Source organism: Streptomyces sp. NPDC093510 (assembly GCF_040683555.1).
Classification (GTDB): domain Bacteria; phylum Actinomycetota; class Actinomycetes; order Streptomycetales; family Streptomycetaceae; genus Streptomyces.
The window spans coordinates 35502-51743 of sequence record NZ_JBFBEE010000020.1 but is presented as its reverse complement, the minus strand read 5'-3'; the positions used below and the strand labels follow the sequence as shown (position 1 = coordinate 51743).

At 70.7% G+C, this 16242-nt stretch carries 13 protein-coding genes and 1 riboswitch; of the genes, 8 read left to right on the top strand and 5 right to left on the bottom strand.

What is annotated here, in order from left to right; all coding sequences use genetic code 11:
- The first annotated feature begins 9 nt into the window (after positions 1–9).
- Complete coding sequence (locus AB0N81_RS29200) at positions 10–1626, top strand: DUF5691 domain-containing protein (protein WP_365363463.1); 1617 nt, start codon at positions 10–12, stop codon at positions 1624–1626.
- Positions 1627–1986: 360 nt separating this feature from the next.
- Here AB0N81_RS29200 and AB0N81_RS29195 read toward each other — a convergent pair whose 3' ends face one another.
- Entirely contained in the window at positions 1987–2397 is a 411-nt protein-coding gene (locus AB0N81_RS29195; RefSeq protein WP_365363461.1) for a cobalamin B12-binding domain-containing protein, read from the bottom strand.
- A 577-nt stretch (positions 2398–2974) separates the two neighbouring features.
- Here AB0N81_RS29195 and AB0N81_RS29190 point away from each other — a divergent pair.
- Both AB0N81_RS29190 and AB0N81_RS29185 read left to right on the top strand, forming a co-directional pair.
- Entirely contained in the window at positions 2975–3769 is a 795-nt protein-coding gene (locus AB0N81_RS29190; RefSeq protein WP_365363459.1) for an alpha/beta fold hydrolase, read from the top strand.
- A 215-nt stretch (positions 3770–3984) separates the two neighbouring features.
- Positions 3985–5520, top strand: a complete 1536-nt coding sequence (locus AB0N81_RS29185; protein ID WP_365363457.1) for a M23 family metallopeptidase — start codon at positions 3985–3987, stop codon at positions 5518–5520.
- A gap of 21 nt (positions 5521–5541) precedes the next feature.
- Here the strand turns inward: AB0N81_RS29185 and AB0N81_RS29180 are convergent, their stop codons facing one another.
- Positions 5542–8130, bottom strand: a complete 2589-nt coding sequence (locus AB0N81_RS29180; RefSeq protein ID WP_365363455.1) for an ATP-dependent DNA helicase — start codon at positions 8128–8130, stop codon at positions 5542–5544.
- Positions 8131–8385: 255 nt separating this feature from the next.
- Positions 8386–8542: riboswitch (cyclic di-AMP (ydaO/yuaA leader) on the top strand.
- 7 nt (positions 8543–8549) lie between these two features.
- Between AB0N81_RS29180 and AB0N81_RS29175 the strand changes: the two genes are divergently transcribed.
- On the top strand, positions 8550–9794 hold the full coding sequence (locus AB0N81_RS29175) for an NlpC/P60 family protein (protein WP_365363453.1): 1245 nt from the start codon (positions 8550–8552) through the stop codon (positions 9792–9794).
- Between the two features lie 63 nt (positions 9795–9857).
- Here the strand turns inward: AB0N81_RS29175 and AB0N81_RS29170 are convergent, their stop codons facing one another.
- Positions 9858–10211: a hypothetical protein gene (locus tag AB0N81_RS29170; protein WP_365363451.1), complete on the bottom strand. Its 354-nt coding sequence runs from the start codon at positions 10209–10211 to the stop codon at positions 9858–9860.
- 345 nt (positions 10212–10556) lie between these two features.
- Between AB0N81_RS29170 and AB0N81_RS29165 the strand changes: the two genes are divergently transcribed.
- Positions 10557–11606: an NlpC/P60 family protein gene (locus AB0N81_RS29165; RefSeq protein WP_365363449.1), complete on the top strand. Its 1050-nt coding sequence runs from the start codon at positions 10557–10559 to the stop codon at positions 11604–11606.
- A 146-nt stretch (positions 11607–11752) separates the two neighbouring features.
- Positions 11753–12394, top strand: a complete 642-nt coding sequence (locus tag AB0N81_RS29160; protein WP_365363447.1) for a hypothetical protein — start codon at positions 11753–11755, stop codon at positions 12392–12394.
- Positions 12395–12431: 37 nt separating this feature from the next.
- Here AB0N81_RS29160 and AB0N81_RS29155 read toward each other — a convergent pair whose 3' ends face one another.
- Both AB0N81_RS29155 and AB0N81_RS29150 read right to left on the bottom strand, forming a co-directional pair.
- On the bottom strand, positions 12432–13163 hold the full coding sequence (locus tag AB0N81_RS29155; RefSeq protein ID WP_365363445.1) for a response regulator transcription factor: 732 nt from the start codon (positions 13161–13163) through the stop codon (positions 12432–12434).
- On the bottom strand, positions 13160–14449 hold the full coding sequence (locus AB0N81_RS29150; protein ID WP_365363443.1) for a PspC domain-containing protein: 1290 nt from the start codon (positions 14447–14449) through the stop codon (positions 13160–13162). Before AB0N81_RS29150 ends, AB0N81_RS29155 begins: the two co-directional genes overlap by 4 nt.
- Before the next feature lie 184 nt (positions 14450–14633).
- On the opposite strand from AB0N81_RS29150, the gene AB0N81_RS29145 reads away from it, so the two are divergent.
- Both AB0N81_RS29145 and AB0N81_RS29140 read left to right on the top strand, forming a co-directional pair.
- A complete protein-coding gene (locus tag AB0N81_RS29145) occupies positions 14634–15998 on the top strand; it encodes a PspC domain-containing protein (RefSeq protein ID WP_365363441.1) in 1365 nt (454 codons plus the stop codon).
- Positions 15985–16224, top strand: a complete 240-nt coding sequence (locus AB0N81_RS29140) for a hypothetical protein (RefSeq protein ID WP_365363439.1) — start codon at positions 15985–15987, stop codon at positions 16222–16224. The genes AB0N81_RS29145 and AB0N81_RS29140 overlap by 14 nt, the downstream gene beginning before the upstream one ends.
- Positions 16225–16242: the final 18 nt, after the last annotated feature.

Sequence of the window (16242 nt, the reverse complement as noted above, 5' to 3'; positions counted from 1 at the left end):
GAGACACACATGCCCACACCGCACACCGCCACCGCGCCCTCATGGGACGACCTGGTCACGGCCTCCCTGCTGGGCACCGAGCGTCGCCCGCTGCCGCCCGCGCTCCACTCCCCCGGCAAGGAGGCACCACTCGCCCTCCTGGACGCGGCGGCGACGCAGGCGACGCGCCGTAGAGCGGGCCTGCGCCCGGCAGTCGCCGCCGCACCACCGGAGCCCGCGGCCGACGACCCCAGGCCCCAGGTGCCGCCCGCGGCAAGACGCAGGCTCGCGACGCTGCTCGCCGGCCAGCCAGGAACCGGCAGCGGCGGCCGCCGTGGCGCCGCACCCGACCTGATGGAGCTCCTGCCCCAGTGGCTGGCCCTGGCCAACGCGCGGGGCTACGGCGCACCGCCCGAACTCCTGCCCGCACTCCTGAACGCGGCACGCGGCCGCACGGACCTGCGCCCCCACGCCCTCACCTTCGCAGGCCCGAGAGCACTCTGGCTGGCCCGTCTGAACCCCGACTGGAAGTTCGCACTCCGCGCCACCCCTGGAGGCGGCGTGGCACTCCCGCCCGCCGACGACGCGGCGCGGACCGGACAGCTCTGGGAGGAGGGCCTCTTCGCCGAGCGCGTGGCCCTCCTCACCGCACTGCGCGCACAGCACGCCCGCACGGCCCTGGACCTGCTCACCTCCACGTGGCCGACGGAACGGGCGGAGGACCGCCTGATGTTCCTCGACTCGCTGCGCACCGGCCTGTCCCCCGAGGACGAGCCGTTCTTGGAACAGGCCCTGACCGACCGCAGTCGCAACGTCCGCTCCACAGCTGCGGAACTGCTGTCCGCACTCCCCGCATCAGCCCTGGCAGGCAGGATGTCGGCGCGCGCGGCCTCCTGCGTGGCCGTCGACCACACCTCGAGCACGCCGACCCTCACCGTCGAGGCCCCGCACGAGTGCGACGCGGGCATGGAACGGGACGGCGTCATCCCCAAACCCCCCACCGGCCGCGGCGAGCGCTCCTGGTGGCTGGGGCAGTTGGTGGAGTCGGCCCCACTCGCCACCTGGCCGCCCCGGCTCGGCAACCGCACCCCGGCTGAGATCGTGGCGCTCCCGGTGGCCGACGACTGGCGGGGCGAACTGCACGCCGCATGGTGCCGCGCGGCGGTACGCCAACGCGACACCGCCTGGTCCAGAGCCCTACTGGGCGCCCCCGCCGCACCCGACGCGGCAGGCCCCGGCGCCGTGTCCCTCGCGGAACGGGCCAAACTGCTCGCCGCCCTGCCCCCCGCCGAACGAGCGGACTGGGTAGCGGGTTTCATAGCGGCACACGGCCTGTCGGAGGCGTTCCAACTGCTCGGCGTCTGCGCGGTCCCCTGGGCCGGCCCCCTCGGCCGAGCCGTGGTGGACTCCCTGAACATCGCACGCGACGCGGGCAGTTACCCCTGGAGTTTCAGCGGAGTAATGGGCCTGGCGGAACGCTGCCTGGACCCCTCAGAGGCGATCCGCCTGGAGGCGCTCACCGCCATCCCCGACGAACCGGAAGACGCGTCCCCCGGAGCGGGCAGCTACTGGTCGGAAGCGTTCCAACGCCTCGTAACCACCCTGCGCCTAAGAGCAGCAATCCGCACAGAACTCCCACCCCCATAACCCGCCCCTGAGAACACAGGCACCCCCACCGGCGGCCGGTCGCGCAACCGTCCCAAGGCGACACGGGGACCGGTCACAGACACCCCCACCGGGCCGCAGCCGCGCAACCGTCCCGAGGCGACGCGGGGACCAGGCACAGGCACCCCCACCGGCGGACGGTCGCGCAACCGTCCCGAGGGGACGCGGGGGTATGTGCGCACGGAGCACCGAGGAAACATCGGCGTCTTTGTCCTTGTGCCGTGGCGAAGGGATAGCGAGTACGTACATACCCCCGCGGCCCCGCCCCACAGACGAACAGACGCACAGCAGGCGGCAGTCAACGGCTCAGCTCAGACGACCCGCGCTCAGACGACCCGCCGCTCAGACCACCTGCCGCACATTCCCCCGAACCCACTCCACGATCGACGCAGTAGTGGCCCCAGGCGTAAAGATCGCCGCGACACCCTTCTCCTTCAGCGGCGCGATGTCCGCCTCCGGAATGATCCCGCCCCCGAACACCTTGATGTCCTCCGCGTCCCGTTCCTTCAACAGCTCCAACACGCGAGCGAACAACGTGTTGTGCGCCCCCGACAGGATGGAGAGACCGATCGCGTCGGCGTCCTCCTGGATCGCGGTGTCCACGACCTGCTCGGGCGTCTGGTGCAGCCCGGTGTAGATGACCTCCATACCGGCGTCACGCAACGCCCGCGCGATCACCTTGGCCCCGCGATCGTGCCCGTCGAGCCCCGGCTTGGCGACCACCACGCGGATCGGCCCGGCTGCCACACCCATCACTGCCTCCATGTACCGAAATCCGTAGTACCGAAATCCGTACCACCAACAGACCCACAACTCCCGCACCGCACCGGCCGGGGAAGTGAACGAACGTTATCCCCAGCATCCCGCAAGCGGCAGTTTCACGGTGGAGAGCGAGGGGGAAATCACACGTGGGACACGTTCGCTGCGCGCCCGTCCGTAACCCAGGGGTTCACGCTCCGCATCCGGACCAGGCGCGAGGGGAGCCGCAACGAGACGCCGGGCCACCGCGCCGGCAACCGCACGGCGTGGTGATACCGCGCATCGGCGATGCAACGGGGGCAAGGAGCCACTACTGACGGTGGCCGACGTCGCCCTCGCACAGCCGACTCCTCGACCACGACTCCCCCTAGGGCACACGGGGGACAGAGGCGTCCTTCCGTGCGCCAACGGGAGGTCGACGATGCCGGTCACAGGAGCCCACGCGGGAGCCCGCCCCTTTCGCCCACTAGGCGCCCTGCTGCCAAAAATCCTCGGCCTCGCGTCACTCCCACCGCTCCCACCACTCCCGGCCCTCCCGGCCCTCCCGGCCCTCCCGGCCCTCCCGGCGAAGATGGCAGGCCTCTCCGCGGCCCTGCTGAAGTCGACCGCCCTGGAGCTAACGATCCTCGCGGGCCACCTGCTCCTCTACCCCTCGGGCATCACGCAGGAGCGCAGGCCGACCCCGGTCCAGCCGCCTCCCGGCGCCCCCCGCCTCCCCCCGGACGGCAGGCCCCCGGTTCTCCTCCTGCACGGCTTCATCGACAACCGCTCCGTCTTCGTACTGCTGCGCCGCGCGCTCGCCCAGCACGGCCGTCGCGTGGAGACCCTCAACCACTCGCCGCTGACCTGCGACATCCGCGTCGCCGCCGAGCTCCTCGGCCGCCACATCGAGGAGATCCGCGAGCGCACGGGGCACGCCCGGGTGGACATCGTCGGGCACAGCCTCGGCGGCCTGATCGCCCGCTACTACGTACAGCGGCTCGGCGGCGACGCGCACGTACGCACCCTGGTCACGCTCGGCACACCGCACGCCGGCACCCGCGTCATACCGCTCGCGGACGCGCACCCGATCGTCCGGCAGATGCGTCCGGGCTCCGATCTGATCGAGGAGCTGAAGGAACCCGCGCCGGACTGCGGCACGCAGTTCGTCAGTTTCTGGAGCGATATGGACCAGATCATGGACCCCCTGAAGACGGCCTGCGTCGACCACCCGGACCTGCTCGCGCAGAACGTCCGCGTGACCGGAATCGGCCACCTCGCACTGCCGGTGCACCCCGCGGTCGCGAACGGCATACGCCAGGCACTCGACCTGGCGAATCCGGGCGCCGATGCCAAGAGCGCACCGGGCGGACTCACGGTCGCCTGAAACAGCCCCACCCTTCCCACGGCCCCCGGCGCTACCCCACTTCTCTCGAACGAACCTCGAACGCAGAGCCAAGGCTGTGCCCGCAGTCCGCCGAAAGACGGCCGAATGCCCGTTTCCTGAAACCACGAAACCTGCCGAAGATTGTCGCGCCCGTATACCGCCGGGTACAGTCGCCGCACTGCTCTGCCCCTGCTGCCGAGGCGAAAGAGAAGTTGGTGAACGACCGTCACCCGTCGGGGAGCTCGACTCCCCCGTCCTCGGCACCCGGCGCCGACCAACCGCACTACGTGACGTACGACCAACAGAGCGCCCAGCACGGCGGCTACGGCTACGACACCTACTCCACCGGCAGCTTCGAGACCACCGGTTTCGACACCGGCAGCTACGACACCGGAGCCTTCAGCACCGGCACTTTCGACACCGGTACTTTCGACACCGGCAGTTTCGACACCGGTACCTTCGCGGCCGACCCCCTCTTCGGCGACATGCCGGGCAGCGCGCACGACACGGGCCAGTGGGCGACCACCACGGCCCCGCAGCAGACGCTCACCCAGGACCCGTACGCCGCGCAGTACTACGCCGCCACGTACGACGGCAGCGCCTACGAAACCGGCAGCTACGACACCTCCGTGTGGTCGACCGGCGGCTATCAGCAGCTCGCCGACATCCCGTCACAGCCGGGCCCCGACTCCACGGGCCAGTGGGAGAGCACCGCCTGGGACCAGGCACCGGAGCAAGCACCGGGGCAAGCGCCGGACCAGGCACCGCAGACCGACCAGTGGGACACGCAGACCTTCGACACAGGTGCGTACGACACGCTCGGCGCGCCCCAGCCCTACGAATCGGCGGAGCACCCCGAGGACGCGCAGTCGTACGGGATCGACGCCGACGCCCCGTACGGGATCGCGGACGCCGAGCCGGCCGCGGATTCCCGTAGCGCCGCTCCCCCCGTCCCCCCTGCCCCCCGCTCCTCGCGCGGAAAGGGCGGCGGGCCCTCCGACGGCGGCCGCTCCAGGACCCGCCGCCGCAGCCCTGCCAAGCGCTCCGCCCTGCTGACCGTCGCCGTGCCCTCGGCCTGTGTGATGGGAGTCGCCGGAGTGGCCGCCGCCTCCGTGGGCAGCTTCGGCGGGGACGACGAGAAAACGGCAACGGCGGCATCAGCTCCGGACGTCACGTCCGTGAAGCCCTCCACCGCCAACAACAAGCTGGACACCCAGCTGGCGAACCTCTCCGCGGACGCGGGCGACTTCGCGGACCGCGCGAGCCGTACGCAGGAGCGCATCGACCTCAAGGCCGAGAAGGTGGCCGCCCAGAAGAAGGCGGCCGCCGAGGCGGCGCGCAAGGAGCGGCTGCGTCCCAAGTTCTCGCTCCCGGTCAAGCAGCACGGCCTGAGCGCGTACTACGGCCAGGCGGGCGTCAACTGGATGTCCGCGCACTCCGGCATCGACTTCCCGGTGTCGTACGGCACGGAGGTCCTCGCCGCGACCGACGGCACCGTGTCGACGAAGTGGAACAGCGCCTACGGCAACATGGCGATCGTCACCGCCAAGGACGGCACGGAGACGTGGTACTGCCACCTCTCCACGCACAAGATCTCCAGCGGCCCCGTGAAGGCGGGCGAGACCATCGCCTTCTCCGGGAACTCCGGCAACTCCACAGGCCCGCACCTGCACTTCGAGGTGCGGCCCGGCGGCGGCTCGGCGATCGACCCGCTGCCGTGGCTGCGCAGCCACGACCTCGACCCGACGTAACTCCGGCCGCCGCCCCCGGCGTTACAGCTTCTCCACCGGCGCGTACCTCAGCAGCAGGCGCTTCGGCTTGGGCTCTCCGAAGTCGACGGTCGCCTCGGCGTTCGCACCGGTCCCCTTCACCCCGACCACGGTCCCGAGGCCGAACTGGTCGTGCGTGACCCGGTCGCCCACAGCGAGCGAGACCACCGGCTTCTCCGACGCGCGACGCGTGGCGAACCCCTGGGCGCCGCCGGAACGCGAGCGCGAGGACGACAGCGTCGAGGCGATCCCCGCGGCGGGTCCGGACGAGGCGGGCGCGCCGACCGATCCGGTCCGCTTCCAGTCCAGGTGGGCGTCCGGGATCTCTTCGAGGAAGCGCGACGGCGGGTTGTACGACGGCTGGCCCCAGGCGCTGCGCATCGAGGACCGTGTCAGGTAGAGCCGCTCGCGCGCGCGCGTGATGCCCACGTAGGCGAGGCGGCGCTCCTCCTCCAGCTCCTTGACCTGCCCGAGGGAGCGCATGTGCGGGAAGACGCCGTCCTCCATGCCGGTCAGGAACACCACGGGGAATTCGAGGCCCTTGGCGGTGTGCAGGGTCATGAGCGTGATGACTCCGGAGCCGTCGTCCTCCTCGTCGGGGATCTGGTCGGAGTCGGCGACTAGCGCGACGCGTTCCAGGAAGTCGGAGAGCGTCCCGGCCGGAGCGACACCCTCACCCGCTCCATCCTCGACCTGACCGGCACCCTCGGCCTGACCGGCACCCTCGGCCTGACCGGCACCCTCGGCCTGACCGGCTCCCTCGGCCTGACTGTCGCCCTCGGCCTGACTGTCGCCCTCGGCCTGGTTGTTGTCCTGCTCAAACTCCAGGGCCACGGCGGCGAGCTCCTGGAGGTTCTCGATGCGCGTCTCGTCTTGGGGGTCGGTCGAGGCCTGCAGCTCGGCGAGGTAGCCGGTCCGCTCGAGCACGGCCTCCAGGACGACGGCCGGGCCCGCGCCGGACTCGACGACGGTCCGCAGCTCCTCCATGAGCGTGTTGAAACGCTTGACGGCGTTGACCGAGCGGGCCGCCATTCCGTACGCCTCGTCGACGCGGCGCAGGGCCTGCGGGAAGGAGATCTTCTCGCGCTGCGAGAGCGCGTCGATCATCGCCTCGGCACGGTCGCCGATGCCCCTCTTGGGCACGTTGAGAATACGGCGCAGCGGGACGGCGTCCTCAGGGTTGGCGAGGACGCGGAGGTACGCGAGGACGTCGCGGACTTCCTTGCGCTCGTAGAAGCGGACGCCGCCGACGACCTTGTAGGGCAGGCCGACGCGGATGAAGATCTCTTCGAAGACACGGGACTGGGCGTTCGTCCGGTAGAAGATCGCCACGTCGCCGGCCTTCGCGTCGCCCGCGTCCGTGAGCCGGTCGATCTCGTCGGCGACGAACTGCGCCTCGTCGTGCTCGGTGTCGGCTACGTATCCGGTGATGCGGGCGCCCGCGCCCTGGTTGGTCCACAGGTTCTTGGGACGGCGGCTCTCGTTCCGCTCGATGACCGCGTTCGCGGCGGTGAGGATCGTCTGCGTGGAGCGGTAGTTCTGCTCCAGGAGGATCGTCGTCGCGTCGGTGTAGTCCTCCTCGAACTGGAGGATGTTACGGATGGTGGCGCCGCGGAAGGCGTAGATGGACTGGTCCGCGTCACCCACCACGCACAGCTCGGCCGGGTCGTCCTCGTCGCCTCCGGAGGGGCCGACGAGCTCGCGCACCAGGGCGTACTGGGCGTGGTTGGTGTCCTGGTACTCGTCGACCATGACGTGCCGGAAGCGGCGCCTGTAGTGCTCGGCGACGTCCGGGAAGGCACGCAGCAGGTGGACCGTCGTCATGATCAGGTCGTCGAAGTCCAGCGCGTTCGCCTCGCGGAGGCGTGACTGGTACATGGCGTAGGCCTGGGCGAGGGTCTTCTCGAAACCGTCGGCGGCCTGACCGGCGAAGTCCTCCTCGTCGATCAGCTCGTTCTTCAGGTTCGAGATCTTGGCGCTGAAGGACTTCGGCGGGAACTTCTTCGGGTCGAGATCCAGGTCGCGGCAGACCAGGGCCATGAGGCGCTTGGAGTCCGCGGCGTCGTAGATCGAGAAGGAGGACGTGAAGCCCAGCTTCTTGTACTCGCGGCGCAGGATGCGGACGCAGGCGCTGTGGAAGGTCGACACCCACATCGCGTTCGCCCGCGGACCCACGAGCTGCTCGACGCGCTCCTTCATCTCGCCCGCGGCCTTGTTCGTGAAGGTGATCGCGAGGATCTGGCCGGGGTGCACACCGCGCTCGGCGAGGAGGTACGCGATGCGGTGGGTCAGCACGCGGGTCTTGCCGGAGCCGGCGCCGGCCACGATGAGCAGGGGGGAGCCGGCGTGCACGACGGCCGCGCGCTGGTTCTCGTTCAGCCCGTCCAGGAGCGTCGCCGGGTCGATGACCGGGCGCGGGGCACCGTCGCGGTAGTGCGAGTCCCGGGTCATGGGCACGTCGAACTTCCCGCTGAACAGGTCGTCCGGAACGGGTTCCGGAGCGCTGTCCTCGGGCGGCGGCGGGGGCTCTTCGTCCACGGCCCGTGAAGGCTGCAGGTCCGCCAGGAAGCTGTCATCAAAGAGGCTGCTCATCGCTTCCCGAGTCTAGGCGGCCCCACTGACAAACCGCTGCGGGTTCCGATGGTCCCCGCACTCCCTCACGCCCCGCCCGCGTCCGATGACACCCCGCTACGCTCCGACGCGCCTGCGCCATGCCCGTGTCAAGGACCTCGTAAAGTCACGAAAATGTATCGGGCATATCGAACATCATCCTTCACACGGGCCACACGAGTTGGCTAGCGTGCCCGGCGGGCCACTCGTCCCCCACCGGCGAACCCCGCCGGGAACGGGCGGCCTCCGCCGAGTCCGACATGTTCGGAGCCGGGGACCCACCCGAACCTTGGGGTGAATCGGTCCCGTACGTAGTACGGGACTGTAGGGCAGCCTTCCGAACCACCCGCCCGAACCCGACAGCTAACCCGGTAGGCGGTCTACGGAAGGAGTCGCCTCCCTTGGCGTCGCACCGCAAGCCGCGGACCCGTACCGCCGGTCTACGCACGGCCCCTGCCATCGGCATCACGACGGCAGCCCTCACCTCCGTCGCTCTCCTGTCGCAGAGCGCGCAGGCAGCACCCTCCGCGCCCACGAAGCCCAGCCTCGAAGAGGTCCAGAAGAAGGTCGACGAGCTCTACCGGCAGGCCGGCGTGGCCACCCAGAAGTACAACTCGGCCAAGGAGCGCACGGACAAGCAGCGCAAGAAGGTCGACCACCTGCTCGACGACGTGGCCAAGCGCACCGACAAGCTGAACGACGCGCGCAAGGAGCTCGGCTCGTTCGCCGCCGCGCAGTACCGCACCGGCGCCGTCTCCGAGACGGCCACGATGATGCTCGCCGACGACCCGCAGGGCTACTTCGACCAGAGCCACCTCGCGGGCCGGCTGACCACGCGCCAGAAGAAGGCGGTCGACGACTACGAGGTGCAGCAGGCGTCGGCGACCAAGCAGCGCGCGAAGGCAGCGAAGAGCCTGGAGACGCTGAGCGACTCGCGGGACGACCTCAGGACGAGCAAGCAGACCGTCCAGAAGAAGCTGGGCGACGCGCGGGAGCTCCTTTCGAAGCTGACCGCCGAGGAGAAGGCGCGGCTCGCGGAGATCGAGCGGAAGAAGAAGCAGGAGGCCAAGCGCAAGGCCGAGAAGCTGGCCCGCGAGCAGGCCGCCGAGGCGGAGCGCAAGCGCAAGGCCGAGGAGGCGGCGCAGCGGGAGAAGGAGCAGGAGGAGGGGCAGGGCTCCGGCTCCGGCTCCGGCTCCGGCTCCGGCTCCGACACGGGCTCGGACGCGGGCTCAGGTTCCGGTTCCGGTTCCGGTTCCGGTTCCGGTTCGGGCCCCGGGAGCACGGACGGCAGCTACGCCACCAAGGCCGCGAAGGTCATCGACTTCGCGGAGGCCCAGATCGGCAAGCCGTACGTCTGGGGCGCCACCGGCCCGGACTCGTACGACTGCTCCGGGCTGACCCAGGACGCGTGGAAGGCCGCGGGGATCTCCCTGCCGCGCACCACGTGGGACCAGGTGAAGGTCGGCACGACCGTGAAGACCGCCGACGCCGAGCCGGGTGACCTGGTGTTCTTCTACGACGACATCAGTCACGTGGGGATCTACATCGGCAACGGCAAGATGATCCACGCCCCGAAGCCGGGCGCGAACGTCCGCGTCGAGTCGATCTACTACATGCCGATCCACAGCGTGGTGCGCCCCGCTTGAGCACAAAGCGCGTGGCCCGCATCCGGGAAGGATGCGGGCCACGCGCGCGTAGAGGCGGAAAACTCAGGTCCACAGCACGGCGATGAAGATGTTCGCAGTGGTCAGCAGGCCGACCGCGCCGAACATGCCCTTGTCGACCTTCTCCTCGTCCCGCTTCACATAGACCAGCGCGAGGATCACGATCAGCAGGGCCAGCTTGATGCCGATCTTGACGTTGTTGACCGTGTTGTCGTCCGCCTGGTTGAGGCCCACCAGGGCCACACCGGTGACGAGCATGATCAAAGCGCCGTGCAGCATCCCGGGGGTGAAGCGGGCGGCACCCTGGCCCATCTGCTTCATCTGGGTCAGGAAGCCGCCCAGGAGCGAGGCGATGCCGATGATGTGCAGGCCGACGAAGAGATGGATGAGTAGGTCCATGAGGCCGGAGCCTAGCCGGGCGCCCAGCCGGCCACGGCAGGCGCCCCCGTACCACCACCACCCGGGCAGGCAAGTCGGAATCGAGCCATCGGTCACAGCCACGCCCGAAGCGGGTGCTGTCCCGTGAGCGGCACGGGCGTAGTCGGTCACTGTCCGCCCACTTCCGTCAGTTGCGCACAATCGGTCACCAACTCGTGACGCCCAGGTTTAGCGTCCTCCACCAGGTGACCGACTCCCCACCGTCGTCCGACCCAGGACGGCCGTCGGCCACCACCGCCGAGAAACCCGGCGGTGGCCCGCTCCCCCTGTGCGGGCCGCCGCCGGACACGTAAGGAGCCCCACTTCGTGGCAGCGCACCGCAAGCCCAAGCAGCGCTCGCTCACCGGCAGCACGGCCCGCACCGCCGCGACCCTCGCCCTCGCGGGAGCCGCCTCGGCGACCGCCTTCGACGGCACGGGACACGCGGACCCCCGGCTCAGCCCCGCCGAGGTGAAGTCCAAGGTCGACTCGCTCTACCGCGAGGCGGAGACGGCGGCCGAGAAGTACAACGGCGCGAAGGAGAAGGCCGAGAAGGCCGAGAAATCGCTCGGCGAACTGCGCGACACGGCGGCCCGCAAGACGGAGAAGCTCAACACCGCCCGCAACAGCCTCGGTTCGTTCGCCGCCGCGCAGTACCGCGCGGGCGGCATCGACCCCTCCATGCAGCTCGCGCTCTCCTCCGACCCCGACCAGTTCCTGGACCGCGCGGCCCGCGCGGACCGCGCCGGCAGCCGCCAGGCCCTGGCCGTCGGCGAAGTGCGGGAGCAGGTTCAGGAGCTCGACCGGCTGCGCGGCCGCGCCGACGACCGACTGGCCGCCCTCCGCACGCGCGAGACGGAACTGCGCAAGCACAAGAAGACGATCACCGGGAAGCTCGGCGAGGCGAAGCGGCTGCTGTCCCGGCTCACCGCCGACCAGCGCGCCAGGGTCGCCGACGACGAGGGTGACCGGGCCACCCGCTCAGCGGGCCGCGACGCGGCCGCGGGCACGCCCTCCAAGGCCCCCAACGCCCGCGCCGCGTCCGCCGTCTCCTACGCGTACAAGGCCATCGGCAGCCCCTACGTCTGGGGCGCCACCGGCCCCAACGCGTTCGACTGCTCGGGGCTCACCCAGGCCGCGTACCGCTCGGCGGGTGTCGCGCTGCCCCGCACCACCTACGCCCAGATCGCCTCGGGCGAACGCGTCCCGCGCTCCCAACTGCGCCCCGGCGACCTGGTGTTCTTCTACTCGGGCATCAGCCACGTCGGCCTCTACGTCGGCAACGGCCAGATGATCCACGCCCCCAACCCGAGCGCACCCGTACGGCTCGCACCCATCGACCAGATGCCGTTCGCGGGGGCGACACGCGTGGCCTGAACCACCGCACCACCACGGGCACCCGGCACCCGGCACCCGGCACCCGGCACCCGGCACCCGGCACCTGCCATCCAGGCCCTGCCGTCCGGGTCCCGGTGAGCGGGCCCCGGCGATCAAGGGGTCGGCCCGCCAGTAATGTCACGAGCATGCCCAGTCGTACGCTGCCTCCGCCCCCGCCACCCGTCCATCTGCGCACCTGGCCGGACCGGCAGACGCTGCTCACCGACCGCGGCATGGCCCTGGAGGAGTTGCGCAGACGGCACCTCGGGGTGAGCCGGCTCCTACTGCTGTGGCTGTGCGGCCTCGGCGGTGTCACCGGCTGGGCCCTGCTGATCCAGCCGCTCCGGTACATCGACGACAAGGACGCCTCCGTCTTCCTGCTGGGCCCGGTCCTCGTGATCCTCGGCCTTGCGGTGCTGGCCCCTGCGGTGATCGGCGTCGCCCTGGGCATCCGCCGCGACCGGCGCATCCGTCGACTCACCGACGCCTGGCTCACTTTGGACAGGCACCCGACATCCGACGCCCGGCTGCGCTCCCCCGGGCTCAGCCTCCTCTGGCTCCTGTCGTCCCTCGCCGTGTGCACGCTGGGCCTGTGGATGTCCTTCACCGCGACCGCGCACGCCGAACCGGGCCACGACACATACGCCGACGTCGTCCTCGGCATGGGTGTCGGCCTGATCCTCTGGCTGACCGGCCTCCTCGGCGCCACGAAGGCCGCCGGCCACTACCGCTGGGCGCTACGGAAACTGACCCCGACCGCAGGGCTAACCACCCCCGCGCGCCGCTGACGCCGCACCCGCCGAAGCCCACCCTGCCGAGGTCCGGTCAGACCAGCCGCCGAGCCGTAGCCCACCGCGTCAGCTCATGCCGATTGGACAGCTGTAGCTTCCGCAGCACCGCCGAGACATGCGACTCGACCGTCTTCACGGAGATGAAGAGCTTCTTGGCGATCTCCTTGTACGCGTACCCGCGCGCGATGAACCGCAGAACCTCCCTCTCACGCTGCGTGAGGCGATCCAGGTCCTCGTCGACCGGAGGCGCGTCCGTCGAGGCGAACGCGTCCAGGACGAACCCCGCGAGACGCGGCGAGAACACCGCGTCGCCGTCCTGCACACGAAAGACGGAGTCCACCAGGTCGGTACCGGTGATGGTCTTGGTGACATAACCGCGGGCACCGCCCCGGATGACACCGATGACGTCCTCCGCGGCGTCGGAGACCGACAGCGCGAGGAAGCGCACCGGGCTCTCCGCGTCAGCCATCAACGGCGAGCAGCGACGCAGGACTTCCACACCACCGCCGCCCGGCAGGTGCACGTCCAGGAGGACGACCTCCGGGCGCGTGGCCGTGATGACCGTGACCGCCTGGTCGACGTCCGCGGCCTCGCCGACGACCTCGACACCGGTGGTCTCGGTCCGGCCGATCTCCGCCTGTACCCCGGTACGGAACATTCGGTGGTCGTCGACCAGGACGACTCGCACACGACGCCCGCCCGCACCGCCGCCCTCGTCCGTCCCGGTCGGCTCCGTGGGCCCGCCGGCCCCGCTAGCGTCGCTCATGTCGTCCCCGTCCTCTCCATCTCCAGCTCGACTTCCGTACCGCCGCCGGGCACCGCGCGCAGTCGCGCCGTGCCGCCGTTGCGCTGCATGCGGCCGATGATCGATTCTCGTACGCCCATGCGGTCGTCCGGCACGGAGTCCAGATCGAAGCCGGGACCGCGGTCCCGGACGGACACGAACACCGTCTCGTCCCCGACTTCGGCAAAGACCTGCACCGCGCCACCCTCGCCACCGTACTTGGCGGCGTTCACCATCGCTTCCCTCGCGGCCTGCATCTGTGCGGTGAGCGGCTCGTCGAGCGGACAGTCGCCGACCACGACGACCTCTATGGGGACGCCGTGCTTGTCCTCGACCTCCGCGGCGCTGTGGCGGACCGCCTCCGCGAGGGTGTCGGGCTCCTCGTCCTCGTCCTTGCCGGTGCCCCCGGGTTTGTAGAGCCAGGCCCGCAGGTCGCGCTCCTGGGCGCGGGCGAGGCGGCGCACCTCGCCCGCGCTCTCCGCGTTGCGCTGGATCAGAGTCAGGGTGTGCAGCACCGAGTCGTGCACATGGGCGGCGACCTCGGCTCTCTCCTGTGCCCGGATGCGCATCAGCCGCTCCTCGGAGAGGTCCTGCATCATGCGGACGAGATAGGGGCCGGCGAGCAGCGCGATGCCGACGAGCACGGCGAGTGAGGCCTGCAGCACGGCGCCCAGGTGCGCGGCGGAGCCCTGCAGCACGAAGATGCCGGAGACCCCGGCGCCCACCAGCAGCACTCCGGCCGCCGACCTGGCGATGGTCAGGGTGCGCCTGCGGCGGCCGACGGCCATCCAGCGGGCCCTGCGGGCGTTGTCGGCCTGGCGCCAGACGAGAGCGACGCCCGCGGCGACGAGCAGGGTCGGGACGACGTACGCCTTGGTCGAACCGTCCAGATCCACATTGCCGACGAAGACCATGGCGACGACGACCATCGCAAGGAGCGCGACGAGCTGCCCCTTGTCGGGCTTGCGGGCCACGAGTCTGCGTCGGCCGTCCGGCGTCGTCTCGCTCGTGACGGCAGCGGGCGGCCGCTCGGCGTCCACGCCGCCCACGCCGAGCGGGACGAAGAACCAGAACGCCGCGTACAGCAGCGCGCCGAGGCCGTCCGCCGTGAACAGGCCGACGAAGATCAGCCGGACCCAGATGACGGGCAGCCCGAGGTGTCCGGCCAGACCGCGTGCGACACCGCCGAGCCAACGGCCGTCGCCGCTGCGATAGAGCTTGCGCAGCGGTCGGACGTCGTCGATGGGCGGTGCAGCGGCTTCCGGCATGTCATCGATATTCACACGCGGGCGCGGGTACGAGCATCAGGGTCGACCCCCGAGACTTCCCTGATCTCAATCCCTGCCGCGGCCCTGTCAGGGGTGCGACCCGAGGCGTCTCAGGGGCGATATCAGGGTTGGGCCAGGGTCTTCCCGACTGCCGCGGCGGGCCCGGGGCGGTCACCATGGACGCATGAGAGATCAGCAGCCCGCCGAGACGGAGACCGAGGCCGCCATCCGCGATGCCCTGCGCATCGCGCACGGCGAGCCGGGTGGTCCCGCGGGCGGTCACGCGCCGGGCCTGCCCGCGGAGGAGCGGAAGTTCCACCGCGACCGTCGGCACAAGAAGCTCGGCGGCGTGTGCGCCGGGCTCGGCCGGCACTGCGACATGGACCCGGTGATCTTCCGTATCGGCCTCGCCGTGCTCGCGATCACGAGCGGTCTCGGCCTGGTCTTCTACGGCTTCGCCTGGCTCTTCGTGCCGTATGAGGACGAGGAGGAGAACGAGGCGCGCAGGCTCCTGTCCGGCCGGGTCGACGGCCAGGCGCTGACCGCGGTGCTCTTCGCCCTGGTCGGCTGCGGCGTCTTCCTCACCTTGTTGAACAACGGCGGGGCGCTCACCTTCGCCGCCGTCCTCGCCCTGCTCCTGGCCGGTGCGGGGTACTGGTCGCAGCAGCGCGACACTCTCGACACCGATCCGGTGGCGGCCCAGGCCGCGGCGGACGCCCCGCCGGAGGCGAAGGCGCCGCCCGTCACCGTTGGCCCTTCATGGTGGCGCGACCCGATAGTGAAGGACGGTACGTACGACGGGATCTCGGGCTACTTCTGGGGCCCCGAGGGCATCGACATCGGCTATCAGCCGACGGATCGCCACGGCATGCTCCGCAAGGAGACGGCGACGGCCGCCCCCGCGCCGACGCCTCGCGGGCCACGCTGGATCGGCGGCTGGGTGTTTCTGTTCGCCCTGCTCGCGGGCGGTCTGGGGACCGGCCTGACGTGGGAGGAGCAGCCGCTCGGCACGACGTTGCAGACCGGTCTCGCATGCGCGCTGGCGGTGTTCGGACTCGGCATCGCGGTCAGTGCCTTCCTCGGGCGCACCGGCGCGGGTTCGATCGTGCTCGCGGTGCTGACCGCCGGGCTCCTCGCCGCCTCGGCAGCCCTCCCGAAGAACATCACCACGCACTACGCCCGCACGGACTGGATACCGATGACGGCCGCGGACATCCGCCCCCAGTACGAGGTGGGGCTCGGCCGGGGCACCCTCGACCTGAGCAGGATCGACATCGGCAAGGGGAAGACGCTGAAGACCGGTGCCGAGGTCGGCGTCGGCGACCTCCGGGTGATCGTGCCCAAGGACGCCACCGTGCGGCTCGACGCGGAAGTGGGCGTCGGCGACATCGTGTTGCCCGACGACATGAACAAGGATCTGGACATCGCTCCGGGCCGGGAGAAGAAGGTGACGCTGGAGCCGCCCGCGGGCAGCAAGGACGGCGGCACGATAGATCTGCGCCTCGAAGTCGGCGTCGGACAAGCGAAGGTGACCCGTGCTACGTCATGAATTCCACCCCGGGAAGCTGGTGGCAGGACTCTGCCTGCTGGTGGTCGCGATCGTGTACGCGGGCGATGCGGGCGGTGCCTGGGACGCGCCCTGGTTCGTCGCGCTGCCGCTCGTGATGGCCGGCCTGTTCCTGGCGGGCGTGGCGGCGACGATCCATGGGATACGCCCGAGCCGGCGCGGTCGTCCGGGCGGCCGCGCCGGGGGCCCCGAGGAACAGCCGGACTAGCCGGTCTAGCCGGTCTAG

Coding starts and splice junctions, on each gene's coding strand:
- AB0N81_RS29200 (WP_365363463.1), top strand. CDS start 10: ATGCCCACACCGCACACCGCCACCGCGCCCTCATGGGACGACCTGGTC.
- AB0N81_RS29195 (WP_365363461.1), bottom strand. CDS start 2,397: ATGGGTGTGGCAGCCGGGCCGATCCGCGTGGTGGTCGCCAAGCCGGGG.
- AB0N81_RS29190 (WP_365363459.1), top strand. CDS start 2,975: ATGGCAGGCCTCTCCGCGGCCCTGCTGAAGTCGACCGCCCTGGAGCTA.
- AB0N81_RS29180 (WP_365363455.1), bottom strand. CDS start 8,130: ATGAGCAGCCTCTTTGATGACAGCTTCCTGGCGGACCTGCAGCCTTCA.
- AB0N81_RS29170 (WP_365363451.1), bottom strand. CDS start 10,211: ATGGACCTACTCATCCATCTCTTCGTCGGCCTGCACATCATCGGCATC.
- AB0N81_RS29160 (WP_365363447.1), top strand. CDS start 11,753: ATGCCCAGTCGTACGCTGCCTCCGCCCCCGCCACCCGTCCATCTGCGC.
- AB0N81_RS29155 (WP_365363445.1), bottom strand. CDS start 13,163: ATGAGCGACGCTAGCGGGGCCGGCGGGCCCACGGAGCCGACCGGGACG.
- AB0N81_RS29150 (WP_365363443.1), bottom strand. CDS start 14,449: ATGCCGGAAGCCGCTGCACCGCCCATCGACGACGTCCGACCGCTGCGC.
- AB0N81_RS29145 (WP_365363441.1), top strand. CDS start 14,634: ATGAGAGATCAGCAGCCCGCCGAGACGGAGACCGAGGCCGCCATCCGC.